Source organism: Chitinophaga hostae (assembly GCF_018224885.1).
In the GTDB taxonomy this organism is placed as follows: Bacteria; Bacteroidota; Bacteroidia; order Chitinophagales; family Chitinophagaceae; genus Chitinophaga; species Chitinophaga hostae.
The window spans coordinates 375,809-395,134 of record NZ_JAGTXB010000004.1 but is presented as its reverse complement, the minus strand read 5'-3'; the positions used below and the strand labels follow the sequence as shown (position 1 = coordinate 395,134).

The 19,326-nt window shown below is 45.7% G+C and carries 17 protein-coding genes; 7 read left to right on the top strand and 10 right to left on the bottom strand.

All coding sequences use genetic code 11. The features are described 5' to 3' along the window. The first annotated feature begins 89 nt into the window (after positions 1 to 89). Positions 90 to 1,319, top strand: a complete 1,230-nt coding sequence (locus KE626_RS11155) for an NADP-dependent isocitrate dehydrogenase (protein WP_211972976.1) — start codon at positions 90 to 92, stop codon at positions 1,317 to 1,319. 77 nt (positions 1,320 to 1,396) lie between these two features. On the opposite strand, the gene KE626_RS11150 is transcribed toward KE626_RS11155, so the two are convergent. The 7 genes from KE626_RS11150 to KE626_RS11120 all read right to left on the bottom strand — a co-directional run bounded on the left by KE626_RS11150 (position 1,397) and on the right by KE626_RS11120 (position 8,959). After that, positions 1,397 to 3,022, bottom strand: a complete 1,626-nt coding sequence (locus KE626_RS11150; RefSeq protein WP_211972975.1) for a L,D-transpeptidase family protein — start codon at positions 3,020 to 3,022, stop codon at positions 1,397 to 1,399. A gap of 496 nt (positions 3,023 to 3,518) precedes the next feature. Then, complete coding sequence (locus KE626_RS11145) at positions 3,519 to 4,091, bottom strand: helix-turn-helix domain-containing protein (RefSeq protein ID WP_249207403.1); 573 nt, start codon at positions 4,089 to 4,091, stop codon at positions 3,519 to 3,521. Positions 4,092 to 4,094: 3 nt separating this feature from the next. Next, positions 4,095 to 4,958, bottom strand: a complete 864-nt coding sequence (locus KE626_RS11140) for a transporter family protein (protein ID WP_211972974.1) — start codon at positions 4,956 to 4,958, stop codon at positions 4,095 to 4,097. A gap of 14 nt (positions 4,959 to 4,972) precedes the next feature. Beyond that, complete coding sequence (locus KE626_RS11135) at positions 4,973 to 5,518, bottom strand: heavy-metal-associated domain-containing protein (protein ID WP_211972973.1); 546 nt, start codon at positions 5,516 to 5,518, stop codon at positions 4,973 to 4,975. An 84-nt stretch (positions 5,519 to 5,602) separates the two neighbouring features. Further along, complete coding sequence (locus tag KE626_RS11130) at positions 5,603 to 5,992, bottom strand: HYC_CC_PP family protein (protein ID WP_211972972.1); 390 nt, start codon at positions 5,990 to 5,992, stop codon at positions 5,603 to 5,605. A gap of 146 nt (positions 5,993 to 6,138) precedes the next feature. Next, positions 6,139 to 8,118 carry a putative porin gene (locus tag KE626_RS11125; protein WP_211972971.1) on the bottom strand — a complete coding sequence of 660 codons (1,980 nt, stop codon included), beginning with the start codon at positions 8,116 to 8,118 and terminating at the stop codon, positions 6,139 to 6,141. A 19-nt stretch (positions 8,119 to 8,137) separates the two neighbouring features. Then, positions 8,138 to 8,959 carry a purine-nucleoside phosphorylase gene (locus KE626_RS11120; protein ID WP_211972970.1) on the bottom strand — a complete coding sequence of 274 codons (822 nt, stop codon included), beginning with the start codon at positions 8,957 to 8,959 and terminating at the stop codon, positions 8,138 to 8,140. Positions 8,960 to 9,086: 127 nt separating this feature from the next. On the opposite strand from KE626_RS11120, the gene sucC reads away from it, so the two are divergent. Next, entirely contained in the window at positions 9,087 to 10,298 is a 1,212-nt protein-coding gene (sucC, locus tag KE626_RS11115) for an ADP-forming succinate--CoA ligase subunit beta (protein WP_211972969.1), read from the top strand. A gap of 127 nt (positions 10,299 to 10,425) precedes the next feature. Here the strand turns inward: sucC and KE626_RS11110 are convergent, their stop codons facing one another. Both KE626_RS11110 and porW read right to left on the bottom strand, forming a co-directional pair. After that, positions 10,426 to 12,798 (bottom strand): penicillin-binding protein 1A, encoded by a 2,373-nt coding sequence (locus tag KE626_RS11110; protein ID WP_211972968.1) that lies wholly within the window; start codon positions 12,796 to 12,798, stop codon positions 10,426 to 10,428. A 167-nt stretch (positions 12,799 to 12,965) separates the two neighbouring features. After that, positions 12,966 to 16,043: a type IX secretion system periplasmic lipoprotein PorW/SprE gene (gene porW / locus KE626_RS11105; protein ID WP_211972967.1), complete on the bottom strand. Its 3,078-nt coding sequence runs from the start codon at positions 16,041 to 16,043 to the stop codon at positions 12,966 to 12,968. A gap of 149 nt (positions 16,044 to 16,192) precedes the next feature. Between porW and KE626_RS11100 the strand changes: the two genes are divergently transcribed. The 5 genes from KE626_RS11100 (at position 16,193) to KE626_RS11080 (ending at position 18,352) form a co-directional block, all read left to right on the top strand. Further along, positions 16,193 to 16,597, top strand: coding sequence for a hypothetical protein (locus KE626_RS11100; RefSeq protein ID WP_133809203.1), 405 nt, complete (start codon positions 16,193 to 16,195; stop codon positions 16,595 to 16,597). 134 nt (positions 16,598 to 16,731) lie between these two features. Continuing rightward, on the top strand, positions 16,732 to 17,154 hold the full coding sequence (locus tag KE626_RS11095) for a bactofilin family protein (protein ID WP_211972966.1): 423 nt from the start codon (positions 16,732 to 16,734) through the stop codon (positions 17,152 to 17,154). After that, positions 17,123 to 17,347 (top strand): AtpZ/AtpI family protein, encoded by a 225-nt coding sequence (locus KE626_RS35175; RefSeq protein WP_211972965.1) that lies wholly within the window; start codon positions 17,123 to 17,125, stop codon positions 17,345 to 17,347. Before KE626_RS11095 ends, KE626_RS35175 begins: the two co-directional genes overlap by 32 nt. Beyond that, a complete protein-coding gene (locus KE626_RS11085; protein ID WP_211972964.1) occupies positions 17,340 to 17,726 on the top strand; it encodes a hypothetical protein in 387 nt (128 codons plus the stop codon). Before KE626_RS35175 ends, KE626_RS11085 begins: the two co-directional genes overlap by 8 nt. Positions 17,727 to 17,731: 5 nt before the next feature. Next, positions 17,732 to 18,352 carry a SprT-like domain-containing protein gene (locus KE626_RS11080; RefSeq protein ID WP_211972963.1) on the top strand — a complete coding sequence of 207 codons (621 nt, stop codon included), beginning with the start codon at positions 17,732 to 17,734 and terminating at the stop codon, positions 18,350 to 18,352. Here KE626_RS11080 and KE626_RS11075 read toward each other — a convergent pair. Continuing rightward, the gene (locus KE626_RS11075) at positions 18,349 to 19,278 is read right to left on the bottom strand and encodes a M20/M25/M40 family metallo-hydrolase (RefSeq protein WP_211972962.1); all 930 of its coding nucleotides are present in this window, start codon (positions 19,276 to 19,278) and stop codon (positions 18,349 to 18,351) included. The genes KE626_RS11080 and KE626_RS11075 overlap by 4 nt on opposite strands. Positions 19,279 to 19,326 lie beyond the last annotated feature (48 nt).

Genomic DNA, 19,326 nt, shown 5'->3' with positions numbered 1-19,326 from the left:
CTATTCGTATTTTTCGTGATTATCCCGAAAGGGGCTACTTAAATAATTGTTGCGAATTGCTTTTAATCTAATTTTTTAAAAAACCCGAAATGGCAGAAAAAATTAAAGTTGCTAATCCGGTAGTAGAACTGGACGGTGATGAGATGACGCGAATCATCTGGAAATTCATCAAGGACAAACTGATACTTCCATACCTGGATGTTGAAATTAAATATTATGATCTGGGCATGGAGCATCGGGATGCTACCAACGACCAGGTTACCATTGATGCAGCAAATGCTATCAGGGAAGTAGGCGTAGGTATCAAATGCGCTACCATTACACCGGACGAAGCCCGTGTAAAGGAATTTAACCTGAAACAAATGTGGAAATCACCTAACGGTACTATCCGTAACATCCTGGATGGTACTGTATTCCGCGAGCCTATTGTAATGAAAAATGTGCCACGCCTGGTACCTAACTGGACTGCTCCGATCTGTATTGGTCGTCATGCTTTCGGTGACCAGTACCGCGCTACTGATTTCGTTACAAAAGGAAAAGGTAAACTCACCATCAAATTTGAAGGTGAAAACGGAGAAGTGATCGAACACGAAGTATATAACTTCAAAGGTGATGGCGTTGCACTGGCTATGTACAACACTGACGAGTCCATCAAAGGCTTTGCACGTGCATGTTTCAACCAGGCGCTGATGAAAAAATGGCCGCTGTACCTGAGCACCAAAAATACCATCCTGAAAAAATACGATGGCCGCTTTAAAGATATCTTTGAAGAAATCTATCAACAGGAGTTCAAAACCACTTTCGAAGCAAACGGCTTAACTTACGAGCACCGTTTGATCGATGACATGGTGGCCAGCGCCCTGAAATGGCATGGTAACTTCGTATGGGCCTGCAAAAACTATGATGGCGACGTTCAATCCGATACCGTTGCACAAGGTTTCGGTTCCCTGGGCCTGATGACTTCTACGCTCATCACACCGGATGGTAAAACAATGGAAGCAGAAGCAGCACACGGCACTGTAACCCGTCACTACCGCGATCATCAGGCTGGCAAACCAACTTCTACCAACCCAATCGCGTCCATCTTTGCATGGACACGCGGTCTGGAATTCCGTGGCAAGCTGGATAACAACCAAAAACTGATCGACTTCTGTCATGCGCTGGAACAGGTTTGTATCGAAACCGTGGAAAGCGGTAAAATGACAAAAGACCTGGCAGTTTGTATCCATGGTAACAAAGTAGAACACGGTAAAGATTACCTGTATACGGAAGAATTCCTGGATGCGCTGGATACCGCATTGAAAGCAAAACTCGCATAAATACTGGCCTATGGAGGCATAAAATAAAAATGCAGCGAAGACATCTTCGCTGCATTTTTATTTTATGCCTCTATAAATTATAACTTCATCTTCCTGCGTAATATTTTATCTTCTCCATAAATATCATCAAAGAAAACCAGGTTACCATGTTGTCCTTCTGCCGTAAAATAACGCAGGTAAATAGGAACATGCTTTGGCAGATCTACCTGTTTCTTTTCCTCTCTCGCCAGCCACACGCGAACACTGTCGCCGCTATGTCTTACACTGTCCGCCCGCACCAGGTACTGTGCGAGGCTATCCCATTGCTGTACCCGCACACAACCGTGACTCATGGCACGCATCGAATTCTTGAATAAACCGCGGTTATTAGTATCGTGCAGGTAAACGCTATATTTATTCCGGAAGTTGAACTTCATCACCCCGAGTGAATTGTCTATTCCATCCATCTGCCGCAATACATATGGGAAACGGCCTTTACCCAGCTTCGCCCACTCAATCGTTGACGGATCTACTGTATTACCATCCTTATCAATTACCTCCAGGTTTTTGGCAGCCAGGTAGCCTACATTTTTTTGGATGGCCGGCAACATCTCCTTAAACACAATGCTATAAGGTACCCGCCAATAAGGATACATCATAAAATTAGTCATATAGGAATTCAGCAGCGGTGTGCGGGTACGCGGCGTACCTACAATCACGCGCGACTCCAGCACCACTTCTCCGCTATCAACTACTTTCAGCGTATAACCGGGCAGATTTACCATAATATACTGTACCGGCAACGTGTCGGGCAGCTTACGCCAGCGGTCCAGGTTGACCGCTGCCTGCATTACCCAATCGTGTACCGAACGGTTCAATGCCATCACGGTTCTTTTGCCGGCAACGCCATCCGGATAGATATTGAACTCTTTTTGAAAAGCTTTGATACCGGTTCTCAACATGGCGCTATCTGGCTGTACACCGGTAGTATCCAGGTGCCCGCTCTGTACCAGGCGGTTAATCACTAACTGCCGGAAAGCCACGGTATCTGTATAGTTGAGCGGTAAAGTATCCCAATGGTAACCCGCATATTTGGATTTGAAAGTTTGTATGCCTTCCTTCAGTGCTATATAGCCGGGATGCACAGGCTCCTGTGCATGCAGGATACCGGTCACATTTTTTTCGCTGAGCGCCTGCTGCAATTGTGTGATTAACTGGGCGTCCGTAAATAACGAGTCTTTTTTAAGCGTGATGCTGTCGCGGGGGGCAACGCCAAAACGCAGGTCGGAGGCCATTTTCATAAAGGCATCTGTCATCAGCACATCTACCTTTGCCCACAATGCCGCATCTTTTTTCGCCGTTGCGTCATTACTGATCTGCTCCCAGGCAGCAGTAAGCGCCGGTTCATGGTAATGGGCAGGCAATAATCCATCGTCTTCCGCATGCTGTATCATATACAACATAGAATCTGCCGCCGGATTTGCTACTCCGTCTTTAGACCAGTGCCCTACCGGTTTCTCCGTTCCATAAAATTCCTGTATTGCAGAAGGCCGAAACGCCAAAAGGCTGTCCTCCAGTTCCCCTTCATTATCTTTCAGGGCCGACAAGCGCTCGGTGATATTATCTGTTATCACTTCATCGAGCTGTCTGATGTTTGTTACAATCTGTTTTTGTTTTGGGGCGGTATGCTTCTTTTTATTTACACAGGCTAACAACAAGCACACTCCAGATCCGCATAACAAACTAAAAATTAAAATTTTGTTCTTCATCTGCAGTAAATCGCTATGGTAAAGATAGGGATTTACAAATACTATGCTCGAAATTTTTGTCTTTGCCCAGGATTTTTTCTTGCCCAGGATTAAACTGATTTTGATGATTTAAAGGATTTTTTCTTTTTTGATTTTAAAAGATTCGGGAAGATATCAGCGAATCTTTATCTATATCTTCCCGAATCTTTTAAAATCAAATTATAATCACAATAAAAAATCCTTTAAATCATCAAAATCAGTTTAATCCTGGGCAAGAAAAAATCCTGGGCAAAGACAAAATCCTTATTTACAACAATCCTTTTTCACAAACAGGGATTGTAAGATTTTCAATATTCCTGTTAATACCTTTTTCATCGTTAATTTTTTAAAAAAAGAGGCCACGGTGTGCAGCAGCCTCTTTTTAAACTAAAACTAAAACAACTAACTTTTATATCTCCGGCTCTGCGGCATATTATATCTTATCTAATGGTATACGCTCTGGCGCTTTCAATTGTTTAAACTTACTTGGCGTGAGACCGGTAACTTTTTTAAATTGTGCCGAAAGATGCGCTACACTGCTGTATCCCAGCTTGTAGCTGATTTCGCTTAAACTTAATTCGTTGTATACCAACAACTCTTTTACCTTCTCAATTTTTTGCTGAATAATATATTGTTCAATCGTAGTGCCTTCCGTTTCAGAAAAGAGATTGCTGAGATAATGATAGTCTTTCTGCAACTTTCCTGCCAGTAAAGTGGAGAAATTTTCCTTCATTTCATCCAGATCAGAATGATGCACCGCCTGTACCACAATACTTTTAATGCCGGCAATCAGCTGTTGTTTTTTATCATCTATCAGCAAAAATCCTTCCTTCTGCAAGGTAGCCGACAACTGCTGCAGTTGTTTTTCTGATACCTTCCCTGCCACCGTTACCTTACCCAGTTGTATATCTTTTATATCCAGCTGTTCGGCGGCAATAGCGGTTGTTACCACCTTAATGCAACGCGGACAAACCATATTTTTTATAAACAGATCTGTTGTGGCCATTTGCTATTTTTTAATATTAAAAATATTATGTTCCACCCTGATTAAAAAAGAGTTGAACGTATTTCTTGTCATATCACCTGCCAGCTGCGCACGATAAGACAGATCCAGCCGGGTGGTGCTGTTGAAAATAAACTGAACTGCCGGAGCAATATCCAGGTAAGAACCCCGGCCTGCCGCGTCGGTATTGGTTTTCCCTAGCAGTTCCACATACAGGTTTAAATTCGTTTGCTGAAAGTTTTTATATTTTACAGGTAATACGAGGTAGCCTGCAGAAAGACTATAATTTACCGCATTCCGGGAGAAATCATCCGGAATGTTGTTCTTCACATTGTTCATATAGCGGTTGTATCCCAATGTGGCAGACAACGCCAGTTTATGTAACAGCTGCGTAGCTATAATGCCGCCATTTACGCCAGAGGTAGCCCCTTCCAGGTCCAGCTCCTTATTATTGTATGGCTTCATCGCATGCGTACCGGCAGGCATTACCGGGTAATACGGATTATCGATCACAGAACCTTTTACATAAGCCGCCATCCGGAAATGTGCATGCGGCTGGTCGAGCGACAAAAAACGGTATTTAGCGTATACGCTTCCCCCTTCCGCGCGTAACGACGACTGCATCATATTGGAGGCATAACCGATTACATGCAACATGAGCCGTTTGTTCACGCCCCACATTACTTCCGGCTCGAAGCGCATACCATTATCACCGGAATGCTCCATGTTAAAGAACTTATTGGTGAGTCTTATTCCCAGCGAATTAGCGGGCATATTGCTCGCAGGCTCTGTGTTCACATATAATTCCTGCGCTGCAGCAACACCGGTACCGGCCATGATGGCCGCTGCTGTCATTATAAATATCTTCATACTGTAACCAGGTATTAAATAGTAACGTGATAAATCCGTCCGGTTGCAGTGCCGGCACCGGTTTTACAACAGTCGCCCATCATGCCTGTTTTGTAACAGGGCATACTTGTTTCAGTACTGAATTTTTTGAATTGTTTGGCAGAAACAAAATCTTTGTCGATCACCGTGATGTCTTTATCACCGGTTAATACCTGGCTCTTTATATCCATAAAGTGCAGGGTGCTGCCGGCAAAGGCAACATGAGTATCGTTCTGTACAGCCACGCCGTCGAAACCGGCAGTCATTACCAGTTTACCTACAGAGAAACCGGCATCTTCCACTTTTGCCTTGATAGCATCAATGCTTACCGGAGCACCGGTTTTAAAGGTTAATATAAACGTAGTATTATCGAGGTCGGTGTCTATTTTATCTACAAAAGGCAGTGATTCCAGCGCCTCATAAGTTGCTTTTGAACACATGGCGCAGGTAAGCCCGGTAGCATGTACGCTGGCCTTTTTAAATTGTGCATGAGCGCCGAAAGTTAAGCCCAATGCGAGCAGTATAATGGAAATTGTTTTCATGATCTGATGAATTAAATAAATAAAAGTATTTACAGTCCTGGTGTGGTTGCTCCGCTATACACGGGTGCTACATAACAGGCTGTATCAGATCAGGAAGCTGCAGTTTTGGAGGAAGAGGTGATGATCGGTTATCTCCGGCGGATCAGGATGATCACGGCCTGTGAGGACTTTGGCAACAGCTAACGCCGGAACGGGTAAAATCCTTACCGGCAGCTGCATATCCATTGAGATGCTAAAATCCTGCTGCAGGGCTTTGGCAGCCTGGTGCGATTCAGTGACTTTGCAAAACTTAAATTCATCTTTGCAACAATCCATACCTTTTGAGGGCTTGCCACACTGCTTGCACTTGCCGGCAGGTGCTTCCCTCAGGTCGATACCTGCCAGTTTACCCATGCAATAATGCACGTTGACTGCAAACCCGCTGGTCAGCGTAGTATACAGTATGGCAAATAATATGGCAAAAAATCGTTTCATGATGAATTACAAAGATAGCTAATTGGGCCTAAAGCGCAAAGCAGAAAGCAAAAAGCCATTGAGGCGAATGATCAGCGCGACTGACTATTAATTCGCTACTTTCATTCGCCTCAATGGCTTTTTGCTTTCTGCCTTGCGCTTTAGGCTTAATTGATAAACCACCACCTTAGCCCCACCCTGAAGGCGAAGTTATTATAGGGGTATAAAGGGGCAGCGTAGTTATTGTTACCAATAAAGGTGTTCAGATTTTCTGCACGTATATATGCAGAGAAGGATTTGATACGGAAGTTGGCGAAAGCAGCTATATCCGGTAAAGGATTGCTGATCTTTTGTGTATTCTGATAAATAAACTGCCCTGTCAGCGGTGAATAGTCATCCGCATAATAGCTGGTATTGTACTTGAATTCCAACCCGGTAACCAGGTTCAGGTTCGTATATAATCTTTTTTCGAATGCAAAACGGTTGCGGGTCCAGAAGGTGGGTACATTCAGGGGTCCGTTGCCATGCAACTGCTGGAAAGCCACATCCAGGTACCAGGCAAATGGCTTGATGTTAAACTTCTTGCTGAATGTAATCTGCAGGAGGTTAAACAGGGAACCATATTGTGCACTATGATAATAATCCTGGAAATAAGTGTAGTTGGTAAACAGGAAATAGTTTACCGCCAGGGAGTATTTCAGTTTGGCATTATCCGCAGCAAACTGCAGCTGGGTGGTATTTTGTTTGGCAAGACTGGTATTATACCAGGCATCGCGGTTACTGTTAAAGTACTTGTACACGTAGGATGGCTCGCGGTTTACGTTATTGACCGACAGTCGCACATCTCCCCAAACATCATTAATATGCCGGCGCAACATACCATATATGCCGTAATCACCAATATTCTGGCCTACTACGTAAAATTCACCCCTGGCAGAAAAATCCCATTGCTGGTTACGTGTTTTGTTACGGTATTCACCGTGTACGGCCAGGTTGGTGAAGTTGATATCTGCATCCAGGAAAGTGCCGCTAATGCTTTCAAACCGGGCGCCCAGGTTAATAAAATGGCCCTGGTTACCACGTACGGGAAATTGTATGAGCGACAGGTCGTTGGAAATCATTTTCCATTGATGCTTTGCAGTTACGGTATCGCCGGGTATAAAGTTGTAGTGTTTGGTAAAGTAAGCTGTATCCGGGTTGTTCTCGGCGTAGTTAAACTGGTAATCATCATTTTGATAATTAAAAGTGTACTGCACACGGAATACCGGTTCATAGCGGTAATAATCGGTGGTATCGTTTACATGAATACTATCGCCATGCCCCCAGTCATATTGCTGCTGGATGAGGAATCCCGTTTCCCGGTAGCTCGACTTCACCGGCAACGTACCTCCTCCAAAAAAGGCATACGCCTGGGAAGTGCTGTTACCGAGGTTTACCGGCAGGGTTTTACGCTGCTTGAAGTTAGGGTCCGTCATCAGGGAATCGTACTTGAGACCGCCATTTTCGCCACCATTGATCTTGTTATAATAGAAACTCATGTAGGTGTTGGCGCGCTTGTTTTTGCTCTGGTAACGGGCGGTAAACCGGTAGATATCGTGATTCGTGTTTTGGGTGCGGTAGTATCCGGGTGAATTTATTTTGCGATAATCGAACGCAAAGTTAAAACGTTCCGTACGGTTCTGTGTGTGTGATAAACCTATCACCTGTTCCTGTTTGCTACCTACCAGGTACTGCAGCTCCGTGTAAGGGCGGGTAGTATAGTAAAAGCGCGCATCCTTATGGGAATTGGAATAAACATCGTACGAATGAAAGCCTGCATCAAATCCGGCCTTCATGATAGGTGTATATATCAGGTTATAGGCGGCGCTGCCGGTATTACCGAGCGTAACATAGTTAGCAGGTACCTTCAGGTAGTTGGTCTGAAAATCGGCTACGGAAGAATCTATCGAGTAATAAACAGGATCCCCCAGATAGCGGTAGGTGAGCGTTAGCGTATCCGGCTCGTGATCGTGTTTTCCCGTATCACGCTGCATTTTACTGCTGCCGCCCCCGCCGCCCATACTGCCGAAGCGCCCGGTGTTAAACTGGGCTTTTAATTGATCCCCGCAAAAAAACAGCAGGGCTATGAAAATGAAAAGTTGCTTCATCCGAAAGTAGCAAAAGCGTTTATAGTTGCCGGATTAATTCACTAAAGATAAGCGTAAGCTTAGGTTCTGCTGCCTTGGCAGCTGCCAGTACTTCATCATGTGTAATCACATTTTCTTCCTCCCGGATACCGATATCGGTAATTACACTCATGGCAAATACTTTCAGGCCGGCATGTGCCGCTACAATCACTTCGGGCACCGTGCTCATTCCCACTGCATCACCGCCGATGATATGCATATACTTATATTCTGCCCTGGTTTCAAAGGTAGGGCCCTGTACGCCTACATATACGCCGCTGTGCAAAGATATATTGTTGGCGGCAGCTATTTTATTGGCGGCATCGATGAGTGTTTTTGCATATGGCTCGCTCATATCCGGGAAACGAGGTCCTAATGTATCCTCGTTTTTGCCCCGTAACGGATGCTCCGGCTGCAGGTTAATATGATCCCTGATAATCATCAGATCCCCTACGTTAAACGCCGGATTCATGCCTCCGGCGGCATTGGAAATAAACAAAGTGTGGATACCCAGCGCTTTCATGACCCTGACAGGAAAAGTTACCTGTTGCATGGAAAACCCTTCATAAAAGTGAAAACGCCCTGCCATGGCTACTACAGGCTTACCCTGCATATAACCCAGGATCAATTTGCCCGAATGCCCTTCTACGGTAGACTCAGGAAAATGTGGTATATCGCTGTATGGAATTGCTACGCCGCCTTCAATTTCTGCGGCCAGGTTACCCAGCCCGCTGCCGAGTATAATGCCCGCCACTGGCTTCTCCTGCCAGTGCTTACTGATATATTCCCCCGCTGCAGTGATCTTTGCTGTTAATTCACTCATCTGTTTATACATTAATTAAAAGTCGGATTTAAAAAACAAACCCGCGCAAAGTTATTTTTTAATTCACAAATGACTGCAGTTTTATATTTAAATCATAATGACCTATTTTAGCGCAAATTTTATTCCGATGAACTTACACGAGTACCAGGCTAAAGAACTGTTGAAAAAATATAATGTACCGGTACAGGAAGGTATTCCGGTGGATACCCCTGAAGCGGCTGCGGAAGCATACAAGCAGCTGAAAGTGCAATTTGGTAATGAATTTGCCGTTGTAAAGGCTCAAATACATGCCGGCGGACGCGGAAAAGGTAAGATCCGTGGTACAGAACAGAGAGGTGTGGCAGTAGGAAAAAATGCAGAAGACATCAAAACCATAGCAGGAAATATACTGGGAGGCACCCTGGTAACCATTCAAACCGGCGAAGCTGGTAAACTGGTAAATAAAGTGCTGGTAGCACAGGATGTTTACTATCCCGGCGCTAACCCTGTAAAAGAATTTTACCTGTCTATCCTGCTGGACCGTGCTAAAAGCCAGAATGTTATCATGTACTCCACTGAAGGCGGTATGGATATCGAAGAAGTAGCACACAGCACACCTGAAAAAATATTCAAAGAATGGGTGAAACCAAATATGACCCTGCAGCCGTTCCAGGCACGTAACATCGCTTTCAACTTTGGTTTGAGCGGTGAAGCGTTCAAAAACATGGTGAAATTTGTTACTAACCTGTATAACGCATACGTAGGACTGGATTGCAGCATGCTGGAAATTAACCCGCTGTTCAAAACCAGCGACGACAAAATCATTGCCGTAGATGCTAAAGTAAACCTGGACGATAACTCCCTGATGCGTCATCCTGACCTGGAAGCACTGCGTGATATTTCGGAAGAAGATCCTACTGAAGTAGAAGCCAGCAAATTTAACCTCAACTTCGTGAAACTGGATGGTAACGTAGGTTGTATGGTAAATGGCGCCGGTTTGGCCATGGCTACCATGGATATGATCAAACTGAGCGGCGGTGAACCGGCTAACTTCCTGGACGTAGGTGGTACTGCCAACGCACAAACAGTAGAAGCAGGTTTCCGTATTATCCTGAAAGATCCAAAAGTAAAAGCTATCCTGATCAATATCTTCGGTGGTATTGTTCGTTGCGACAGAGTAGCACAGGGTGTAATCGATGCCTATAAATCTATCGGTAACATCACTGTTCCTATCATTGTACGCTTACAGGGTACTAACGCTGCAGAGGCAAAAGTACTGATCGAAGAAAGCGGTCTGAAAGTGCAGTCAGCTATTTTGCTGAGCGAAGCAGCAGCTTTGGTGAATAAAGCAGTAGCATAAGGCAGAAAGAATAAAGCACAAAGCATAAAGCTAATAAAGCGAATGATCTGAGCGGAAGTACTATTCTCTCAGATCATTCGCTTTATTAGCTTTATGCTTTGTGCTTTATCCTTTCTGCCTCACAACACTAATCATTCTTTTTAGGCGGCTGGGCCGGCATGGTTGCCTTAGGCTTCTCCTTCTGTTCTTCTTTAGGTTTGGGAGCAGGCGCCGGTTCGGGCTTGTCGGTACCCGGGGTGGCAAAATCGCTCGCATCACCGGAGCCATAGTCATCAGCCGAGCCATTACCCACATTTTCAGATTCTGCACCAGGTTTCACATTGGACTCATAGTTCATGTAAATATCATCCTGGCTCATATTGGGAGGAATCGGGAAATGATCATTGGAGCTTATTTTCAGCGTAGGATCTGCATATACTTTCTGCATAAAATACGCCCAGATCGGCAAACCGGTATTCGCACCCTGCCCAATGGCTGTGGTGCTGAAATGGATAAAGTTATTTTCGCAACCCACCCAGGCGCCGGCCAGCAGCTTAGGCGTATAGCCCATAAACCAGCCGTCGGTATTATCATTGGTAGTACCGGTTTTACCAGCTATTTCCCCCTGTATATTATAACGGGAACGGATACGGGCGCCGGTACCACCGGGAGCTACCACCCCTTCCATCATTTTCACCATGGTGTAGGATTCTCTTTCGCTGATCACCTCACGCTTAACCGGGGCAAATGTTTCGAGGATATTACCGTTCCTGTCTTCAATACGGGTAATATAAATCGGTTTGGTATTAATACCTCTTGCAGGGAACATCGTGTAGCCCTGTAACAGTTCGTACAGGGATATTTCCACCGCACCCAGTGCAATAGCCGGGTAAGCAGGAATATCGCTGCTGAAGCCTACCTTGTTTTTTGCGAAGTCCGCAAAAGGCTTGGCCCCAATCTGCTTGATCAGGTAGGCGGCTACCAGGTTAAGTGATTTTGCCAGGGCGCCGGCCATAGTAATAGATCCACCGGTGCTTCCTTCAGAGTTATGCGGTGTCCATCCGTTGATGCTAATGGGTTCGTTTGGTAATACGGTATTGGGCGACATTCCATTCATGATGGCAAAGCAATACAGGAATGGTTTGAAGGTAGAACCAACCTGGCGGCGGGTTTTGGCTACGTGATCGTTTTTGAAATAACGGAAGTCTGGTCCGCCTACCCATGCTTTCACCTCACCACTTTCCGGATCCATGGCCATAAAGCCTGCCTGTAAGATGGCACGCGTATATTTGATGGAATCCAGTGGAGTCATGGTGGTATCTATTTCGTTCAGGTCAGGTTCTGTAGAACTTTTCCAGCCAAATACCTTCATACGGGTAGGTGTATTAAACACCCGGGCAATGGTGGAATCATCCTCCTCATCTTCTTTCATGGCCTTATACCTATCAGATTCTTTCATGTACTGATCGAGGTACTTGGGCCATTTTTTCCAAACGCTGCCGGTTTTAACATCATTTTGCGCGGAAAGCGATTTTTGCAGTACCGCCAGGTGTTTGGCCACCGCTTCTTCTGCATACAATTGCATACGCGGGTTGATGGTGGTATATATTTTCAGGCCATCGCGGTAAAGGTTATACTCTGAACCATCTGCCTTCTTATGGGCCTTGCACCAGCTTTTCAGCTCATCGCGCAGTACTTCACGGAAGTAAGGGGCCAGCCCTTTGTTGTGGTCAATTTTATTATAGTGCAGTACAATCGGTTTGCTTTTAGCAGATGCTGCTTCTCCCGGTGTTATAAACCCGGCTTTCTGCATATTGTCGATCACCGTATTGCGGCGGTCGAGTGCATATTGCGGGTTACGGCGGGGATTGTATACCGTGTTGCCCTTGAGCATACCTACCAGTATGGCTGCTTCTTCTATCGATAGGTGTCCGGCATCCTTGCTGAAGAAGGTTCTTGCGCCGTTCTCTATACCGTATACGTTATCGCCAAACGCCACTGTATTGAGGTAGAGGGTCAGGATTTCCTGTTTGGTGAAATTTCTTTCCAGTTTTACGGCAATGATCCACTCCTGTATTTTCTGGAAGGCGCGGCCAATGGGGTTACCTGAACGCTGTTTCCCCAGGTTATCTGCCTGCAGGTTCAGTGCCAGCTGCTGGGTAATGGTGCTGGAACCACGTTTTTTACCGATTAACAGGTAAAAGGGAATGGCCAGCGTACCTTTTGGGTCAATACCGGAATTATCATAAAACCTGGTTTCTTCGGTTGCTATCAGCGCATTGATCACATTTTTGGATATCTCATTATAGTCGCTGCTGGAACGGTCTACCTGGTAGTATTTACCCAGGATGGTACCATCGTCCGCGATCACTTCTGCGGCCAGCGCTGCACGGGGATTTTCCAGTTCTTCCATGGAAGGCATACTGCCTATAACACGGAAATTAATGAGTAAAACAAAGAGAACAATTAATGCTAAGATACCAAAAGCCACCCGCCACAATATTTTCACCGATTTTTTCATGCGCTTATATAATTTGTTTTATGGCCAAATCGCTCTTTCTTAAATGAATAGCAATTTATTACTATCTGTTGGCTATATATGTAAATTTTTCAATAAAGTTCAACTGCAATAAACAAGCCTGTTTATTGCAGTTTGACCGACAAAGCTATTTAAAATTCCAAAAATACTTACTGGGTCACATAAGTTTCTGTAAAAAACTTACGATAGCCGGCCAGGTCTTTGGTACTATTCAGCAGGATAAAGTTATCTCTCGAAATAACAAAGAAATTATACTCATTAGGCCGTATCCGGGGTATGATAGTAGCGGCGGCCGCTTCCCTGATCTCGTCAAAGTATTCCAATGCTTTGTCCTCATTCGGGAATATCCTGAAAATGAGCATTACATCATTGGGGGTCAGCACAAAGCTGCCTACTTCAATTTTATCATTTGCGTGTTTAGTAGCATTGTAGCGGGTAAACTGGTTCAATCCTTCGTCCATCAACTGTTTCGAGACATGGTCAAAGGAGAGCACCACAAAAAACGGGTTGTTTTCCGTTACCTTATAGGGTGTTACCGGTTTGGGTGGCGCCACGGTAGCAATGGGTCCCGGTAAAGGAGCTGCAATGCCGGCGGCAATTTTGGACGAATCCGCACGGGTTTTAGCCACATTGAGCTTATCGGTAATGACAGGTTCCGGATTTTGCCAGGGGTAGCGCATGGTAATATTTTCATCCAGTAGTTGTCCGTTCGCATCTCTTTTCCGCACCTCCAGTTTAGCGAGGTAATTTGTCAGCTCGGCACGATGATCCAGCGCATCCATCAGGGCCTGGGCCTGTAAACGAATGGGCTCATCGGCCGCATATTTGGTGAGCACGGCCTGCACGGCCTTGCGCGATAATTGCAGGGAGTCTGTTGCAAATGCGGTATCCGTTTTCACAATCAGCATCGCTTCCAGCAAATCGAATTTCGGTTTAAGGAAGGTAACACCGAAAGTGCTGTCGGCCTGTAATTTCATCGCCATGGCGCCGGCATAGTTTCCGTTGCGGAAAGCCGTATAGGCGCTATCGTAAGCTTCGCTGATCCTTTTCCTTTTATCTGCGTCTATATCCTTCAGGCCACCGGAGCGGATGATGTCCGCGAAATTCGTATTGCCGTACTGGTTAAGCACCAGGGTTCTATATTGGTTTGCCTGTGCGGTATGATTGAGTTTACTGTGCCAGATATACAACGAATACAGTACTTCCGGCTTACGCGGGTGATCCGGAAACAGGTAGAGCAACGAATCATAGGTTTCTATGGCCAGCGGATAATTTTCCAGTTTATCGTGATACAGTTTGCCGAGGTCGAACCAGGCTTCCCTGGTGGCCGCCTGTGACGCCGCCAGTTTTTCCGGTGTGAGCGGCAGGCCTGCAGTGAGCAGCTCCACACTTACGCTGTCTGCCGGTATCTTCGCAGCAGTGGCCGTTGTATGTTCTTCCGTTATTTCAATGGGTCCGCTGCTGTTAGTAGCATTAACTACGCCGTTCTGGCTGCGGCGCCAGTTATCGCCCGGCTGGCGGTTTCCCCATCTGCGTTTAAATTCTGAATAGCCGGCAGATTTGCTGGCGGCATTATAAAAGTACCAGTCCCCTTTTTCCTCTTTGGGGCCGTAGGCGCCACCAGTGGTCAATCCCATGGCAGATGCATCGAGGGGATTGGCGGCGGCGAGGGCATCTTTCTTTTTCTTGTCGGCCGCCTCATTTTTAAGGGTGGCAGCCATTTTGGTCAGAAAAATATTCCTGTCGGAGGGCGACATAGCCACAATTTTCTGCAGACTATCTTCCCGGTGAATGATCTCCAGTTTGGCCACCACATCGGAGAGTACTTCCTTACGGGTGTTCACAGTAGCTACATCTGCGAAGTCCTGGGTCATTACGCCGGCGGTGCTGTCGTAATATTTTTTTGCATCAGGGTAATTCCTCAAGTCGTAGTAAATATCGGCCATGCCTTTATAGGTGAGAGTACGCTGCATGAGGTTATCGCTGGGCACTTTCAGTGATTGCTTCATATAACCGATGGCCGCTTCGGGGTTTTTCGGATACGAAAGGGTGCCCATGGTATAATAGATACCATCCCTGAAACGGGAGAAACGCTCTTTTCTGAGCATATGATGGAGCCCTGCAATGCTTTTAGCCAGATCGCCGGTGGTTTGCGCGTTTGTTTTAGCAATCTGCAGCCTTGCCTGGAAATCCATCATCGGATCGGGTTTCATGCCAATTACGTTGCGGAACTGCTCCAGGGCTGAATCCGGGCGGTTTTGCAGCAGGTACAGCTGGCCAAGGATGTAAGACATCCTGGCCCTGGCTACCCGGTCGCGGCTTTTTTCGATGGCCAGTGTCAGGGGAGCGATTGTTTCGGGATATCTTTTCTGTATATAGTTGCTATAGGCGCGAACTTCCGCCAGGCCGCCATCCAGGCGGTGCGGGAAGTTCGGGTCGGTAGTGAGGATGTTCAGGAGGGCCTGTACTTCATCATACTCCTTTTGTTCCAGCAGTGTTCTGGCCCGCCACAGGAAAGCGTCGTTACGGGCTTTCGTATGTTTGAACCGCCCCATGATGCCTTTCCTTTTTTCAGCGGTGGCGATGGAGATCTGGTCATTTTCCCGGGCGCCTACTACGGTTTTATACTCTGATTTCTGTTTGGGCGCAAAGGCTATATTGATGTATTGGAACGTTTTATTGGCGTTTTCAAGGTCTCCTTCATAGAAGTAAGCACGGCCCATGAGCAGGAAACAGTCGTCGATCCACTTGCCGCGGGGATCATGAAGCTGGATACCCATAGTAGCTTTATCGATCACGGAGTCCAGTTCTCCTTTACTGAAGCCCTGGCTTTGCAAGCTGAAGGGATAGAAGGGCAAAAGAATGTTGTAGTTATCCTGACCGTCGCGGTTGGCGGTTTTCACCACTCTCTCCAGTTTTACCCTGGCGTGAAAGTAATAGTTGAAGCGGGTGGCCATGTTCTGGAAAAACTTCCTTTTCCAGGTCCATTTCTTTTTCTCGAGCATTACCTCGGAGGGGGGGCGTCTGTCCTGAACCCGTTGTTCTTTGGGTTTAAACAGGGGTTTGGCAACAGGACGATGTTGCTGATTTTTAGGGTCCTGGCTCTGGGGATCTGTCTGCTGCGGCTGTTTTTGTGGCTTGTTCTGGGCCCAGACCGCCGGCAAACCCAGGCAAGATGACAATACAATTATTCCCAGATATTTAAGTAGCAGTTTGATGCAATTCATGGATGCCAGGGTGTATAGGCTAAATATATATAACTTATAGATTGAAAAAATATTTTAAAGATAGGATAAAATAGTGGCTTTTTGCTTTCCGCTTTTCGCTTTAAAAATAATGATTAACTTTAGCCCGCCTTAAATGAAGTACCGCAAACATGGCCAAGAAGGGGAACAAAAACAACAGACGAAACCTGGAAAAACTCAGTCATAAATACCGGCTGGTAATTATGAATGACGACACCTATGAAGAAGTGACATCGTTCAAACTTTCCCGTATGAGCGTGTATATTGCATTCAGCACCCTGTTTGTATTACTGGTAGCTATTACGGTAGCCACAGTGGTATTTACGCCTTTGCGGTATTATATACCGGGCTATGGAGACCTGAAACAACGTAAAGAATTTATCCATCTCAAAATGAGGGCAGACTCACTGGAAACAGCCATTAATGCCCGTGATCAGTACCTGAAAAACATCAAACAGGTGATCAACGGTGAATTTACCGGAAAACTTGACACAACTATGTTGAAGGTGCCTGCCGTAGACAACAGTACCTATTAATCTTTTATTATTTAAATATTTAACGTGATGAGAGTTTGGCGGAGTATGCGGATAAAATAGATAAATACATAAAGATAAAAATATTTATATATTTTGTTATATTACATCACTAAACTTGAAAAACCTAACTCCCTATGTTCAATAACAATCAGAAATCGAAAGGTGACAACAAATCCATGTTACCTACATCAACCGTGAACATTATTGGCAATGGCACTACCATCCAGGGTGACATTGTATGCGAAGGCGACATTAGAATTGACGGCCAGGTAAACGGGCTGGTATCTACAAAGGCCAAAATCGTGGTAGGTCCTGAAGGCGATATTGTTGGCGACCTGGTATGCCAGAGCGCGGATATCCTTGGTAAGGTTACCGGTATTATTAAGGTAGAAGAATTATTGTTCCTGAAAGGCAATGCCTTAGTGAAGGGCGATGTGTATACTGCTCATTTTGAAATGGAGCCTACTGCTAAATTCAACGGTCGTTGCTACATGGACGATCAGCAGCCGGCTGATAATCAGAAACATGGAAAATCCGTCCTCCAGGAAGCCGAATAACCGCAATTTACTGTTGCGTTATGCCGGGCTGGCCTTCCAGATGATGACTACCTTAGGTTTGGGTGTATTTGCAGGGTATAAACTTGACCACTGGATTGGCTGGCGGTTCCCTGTATTTCTTATCATTTTTTCTTTAATTGCATTAGCCATACTTTTGTGGCAAATAATAAAAGACACCCGACGGCATGAGTGATAGATTTTTTATACGGTTATTCGCAGTTTTTGGAATTTTAAACGGACTTATTATCATATTCAAACCCAGGTTGCTGGACCTTGGCACACACGTAAATGTGCTGATGGCTGGTAACCTGATTATGGCTATTATATCCCTGGTGTCTTATATTATGAGCCGCCGGGGACTCGCTTCCTCCAATCATAACGCCTTTATCAGGGCTGTTTACGGTTCTACTCTCAGTAAACTCTTTCTTTGCGTTATAGGTATTGTGACATATGTGCTTAGTTATAAGCCGGATGTCAGCAAACTGACCATTTTCATGCTGTTGTTCCTGTACCTGGTATACACTGTATTTGAAACACTCAGTCTTTTCCGGCTGACGAGGCTAAAAAAATAATCTATTTGAAAAAAGAGGCGCCCTTAAATGCTTTAGCGTCCTACTTACCCGAAGGCACCTTCGGACAGGTCATGGATTTTTTAACGACCTATAAGGTACACCTGACGGTGACCCGTGAAAGGTCGAGTATACTTGGCGACTACCGCCACCCTGATGGGCAGGGCAAAGGCCACCGTATCAGTGTCAACGGTTCTCTGAATAAATATGCCTTCCTGCTTACCCTCCTGCACGAAATTGCCCATCTCACCACCTTTAACAAATATGCCAACCGCGTGGCATCACACGGAAAAGAATGGAAACAGGAATTCACCTATATATTACATGGCTTTGTAGGTAAAGGCCTGCTGCCACCCGATGTAGAAACAGCCGTTCGGCAAAGTATGACTAACCCGGCTGCCAGCTCCTGCGCAGATGAAAACCTGATGCGGGTGCTGAAAAACTACGACCGCCAAAAAGAAAATCACTTTTTTGTAGAACAGGTACCCTTAAACGGGATGTTCAAAACTAAGGATGGACGTGTATTCCGGCGGGGTGAAAAAATAAGAAAACGCTACCGCTGTGAAGAGGTAGCGTCTAACAGATGGTATCTTTTCAGTCCTGTATACGAGGTGGAACTGTTGGCTTAGTCCTTCGGTCCTACATAATGTAGCGCAGGATAAGCCATGGAACGGTTAATCAACTGTATCTCCAGCTGCACAATACCCGCTTCTGAAGCCGCCTGCAATTTAGGAGCATCATCTGTTGGCTTATGATAGTCGTCGTGACCGCCGGTATGAAAAAACATTACCGGTACTCCGCTTATATAGAAGTTATGATGATCAGATGCGCCTTTACCGGCGGCATCTGTAAAATACTTAATACCAGGCTGCTGTACGTCCTTGAAAATAGCAGGCCATTCTTCTGCGCTGCCATGACCGCCAATACCAATACCACGTTCGGGGTTGTAGCGCCCGATCATATCCATATTGAGCATGAAATGCATATCCTTAAGTGGCATCAGCGGATGGGCAGTATAATACTTAGAACCCTGTAAGCCCATTTCTTCTCCCCCAAAAGCTATAAACAGAAAATTAAAAGGTTCCTTATAGCTGTTTTTTATGTAGTGACGCGCCAGCTCCAGCAGGCCGGCCATACCGGAAGCATTGTCGTCTGCACCATTATGGATCTGGCCTACAGGATATTTGCCGTCAAACAAGGCGGCAGTACCCAGGTGATCGTAATGGGCGCCAATAATAATCGTACGTGCGGCGCCGTTATCAAGGTAGCCGATCACATTGCGGCTGGGGATATTTTTATGTTCTTTTCTGTCGAAAGTAAAATCCTGGAAATAGCTCCCGCCATTGACCGCCTGCAGCCCCAGTTTCTTAAACTGTTTGGCCACATAACGGCTGGCCTTTTCCCCGCCTTTTTCTGCGGTGCCCCTGCCTTTCAGCTTATCGGAGGCCAGGTAATTAACGATGCCCTGGATACGGGCGGCATCAGGAATAGTGTCCTGTGCGAGTGCACTGCTGCTGATAGCGGCAGCACACGTGAATAATAACCAACGCTTCATAATACTTTTATGAACTGAAAGCGTAAAGGATAAAGCAAAAAGCAATTT

Bases quoted from the DNA above. Each gene is read 5' to 3' on its own strand.
- KE626_RS35175 (WP_211972965.1), top strand. From the start codon at position 17,123: ATGGAAAATCCGTCCTCCAGGAAGCCGAATAACCGCAATTTACTGTTG.
- KE626_RS11145 (WP_249207403.1), bottom strand. From the start codon at position 4,091: ATGGCCACAACAGATCTGTTTATAAAAAATATGGTTTGTCCGCGTTGC.
- KE626_RS11095 (WP_211972966.1), top strand. From the start codon at position 16,732: ATGTTCAATAACAATCAGAAATCGAAAGGTGACAACAAATCCATGTTA.
- KE626_RS11135 (WP_211972973.1), bottom strand. From the start codon at position 5,518: ATGAAAACAATTTCCATTATACTGCTCGCATTGGGCTTAACTTTCGGC.
- porW (WP_211972967.1), bottom strand. From the start codon at position 16,043: ATGAATTGCATCAAACTGCTACTTAAATATCTGGGAATAATTGTATTG.
- KE626_RS11110 (WP_211972968.1), bottom strand. From the start codon at position 12,798: ATGAAAAAATCGGTGAAAATATTGTGGCGGGTGGCTTTTGGTATCTTA.
- KE626_RS11100 (WP_133809203.1), top strand. From the start codon at position 16,193: ATGGCCAAGAAGGGGAACAAAAACAACAGACGAAACCTGGAAAAACTC.
- KE626_RS11120 (WP_211972970.1), bottom strand. From the start codon at position 8,959: ATGAGTGAATTAACAGCAAAGATCACTGCAGCGGGGGAATATATCAGT.
- KE626_RS11155 (WP_211972976.1), top strand. From the start codon at position 90: ATGGCAGAAAAAATTAAAGTTGCTAATCCGGTAGTAGAACTGGACGGT.
- KE626_RS11075 (WP_211972962.1), bottom strand. From the start codon at position 19,278: ATGAAGCGTTGGTTATTATTCACGTGTGCTGCCGCTATCAGCAGCAGT.
- sucC (WP_211972969.1), top strand. From the start codon at position 9,087: ATGAACTTACACGAGTACCAGGCTAAAGAACTGTTGAAAAAATATAAT.
- KE626_RS11085 (WP_211972964.1), top strand. From the start codon at position 17,340: ATGAGTGATAGATTTTTTATACGGTTATTCGCAGTTTTTGGAATTTTA.
- KE626_RS11140 (WP_211972974.1), bottom strand. From the start codon at position 4,958: ATGAAGATATTTATAATGACAGCAGCGGCCATCATGGCCGGTACCGGT.
- KE626_RS11130 (WP_211972972.1), bottom strand. From the start codon at position 5,992: ATGAAACGATTTTTTGCCATATTATTTGCCATACTGTATACTACGCTG.
- KE626_RS11125 (WP_211972971.1), bottom strand. From the start codon at position 8,118: ATGAAGCAACTTTTCATTTTCATAGCCCTGCTGTTTTTTTGCGGGGAT.